General features: G+C 70.9%; 1 protein-coding gene. It reads right to left on the reverse strand.

The window, feature by feature from the left end; all coding sequences use genetic code 11:
- Positions 1-1,476 (reverse strand): non-ribosomal peptide synthetase (locus IF54_RS40195; protein ID WP_267885003.1); only part of this gene is annotated, 1,476 nt, incomplete at its 3' end.
- Between the last annotated feature and the right edge of the window lie 205 nt (positions 1,477-1,681).

The following is a 1,681-nucleotide window of genomic DNA, read 5'->3' on the forward strand; positions in this document are numbered from 1 at the left end:
GACCGTCTTCAGCCGGAAGACATCCGGTATCGACACGTCATAGCCGGCCGCCCGCAGCGCACCCACCAGCCGCACCGCACGGATCGAGTCACCGCCCAGATCGAAGAAGCTGTCCTCGACACCGACCCGCTCCAGCCCGAGCACCTGCGACCAGACCGCCGCAAGCCGCTCCTCCACCGGAGTACGCGGCGCCACATACCGCTCCGCCGCGAACGCCGCCAAGTCCGGCGCCGGAAGCGCCCGAAGATCCACCTTCCCGCTGCCGTTGAGCGGGATCGCCTCCAGGGCGACGAACGCGGCCGGGACCATGTAGTCAGGCAGGGTGGCGGCCAGGTGGGCGCGCAGGGACGTGCCATCGACGGTGGCGCCGTCTGTCGGGACGACGTAACCGACCAGGGACTTCTCCCCGGACTCGTTCTCGCGGACCGTCACCACGACATCACGCACCCGCGCGTGCTCCCGCAGGCCGGCCTCGATCTCGCCGAGCTCGATGCGGTAGCCGCGGACCTTGACCTGCTTGTCGATCCGCCCGAGGAACTCGATCGATCCGTCCGGCAGGAACCGGGCCAGGTCGCCGGTGCGGTAGAGGCGCGAGCCGGCCGGGCCGAACGGGTTCGGCACGAACTTCTCGGCGCTGAGCTCAGGCCTCCGCAGATAGCCGCGCGCCAGACCGGGACCGCCGATGTGCATCTCGCCGGGGACACCGGCGGGGACGGGGTGGCCGTCGCGGTCGAGGAGGTGGATCGTGAGGTCGGAGATCCGGTGGCCGATCACGCTCCGGGTCGGGTTGGCGAGGTCCCGGTCGCCGACACGGTGGTAGGTGGCGTAGACCGTGATCTCGGTCGGGCCGTACATGTTGACCAGCGTCGGCCGGCCTATGCCGAACCGGGCCGTCCAGGGCTCCAGTTCGGACATGTCCAGGCGCTCGCCCGCGAAGATGACCTTCCGCAGGGCCAGCCCGTCCACCTGCGTGTCCGCCTCACCGGCCAGCGCGGCCAGCGAACGGAACGCGGACGGCGTCTGGCACAGCACGGACACCCGTTCCCGCACCAGCAGCTCCAGCATGTCGTACGGCGAACGGCTCACCGTCGGCGGCACGACGACAAGCCGGCCACCGTGCAGCAGCGCGCCCCACATCTCCCACACCGACACGTCGAACGCGTACGAGTGGAACAGCGCCCAGACGTCCTCGGCGGAGAACCGTACCTGCTCGCGGGTGGCGGAGAAGAGCCGGACGACGTTGGCATGGGTGAGGCTGACGCCCTTGGGCAGACCGGTCGAGCCGGAGGTGTAGATGACGTAGATCAGGTTGTCCGGGCGCACGGCGGTCTGCGGGGCGGTGGCCGGGCGGCCGGAGATGGCCTGCACGTCCGCGACCGTGTCCACGAGGACGCGGGTGCCGGTGAACTCCAGCTCGGGCAGGGCGGAGTGGGTGATGAGCAGGGTGGCCTGTGCGTCGGACAGCATGTACGCCAGCCGCTCGGCCCTCCAGGCTCACGCCGACGATCGTCTCGGGACCGGCGCCGGACGCGATCAGGTGATGGGCGATCCGGTTGGCCCGCTCGTCCAGCTCCCGGTACGTCAGGGTCGTACCGCCGAAGGTCAGCGCGGGCGCGTCGGGCGTACGGGCGGCCTGCTCGGCGAACAGCTCGTGGACACACCGGTCCACCGGGAGCTCGGC

This window comes from Streptomyces sp. NRRL B-3229 (assembly GCF_000719505.1).
Classification (GTDB): Bacteria; Actinomycetota; Actinomycetes; order Streptomycetales; family Streptomycetaceae; genus Streptomyces; species Streptomyces griseorubiginosus.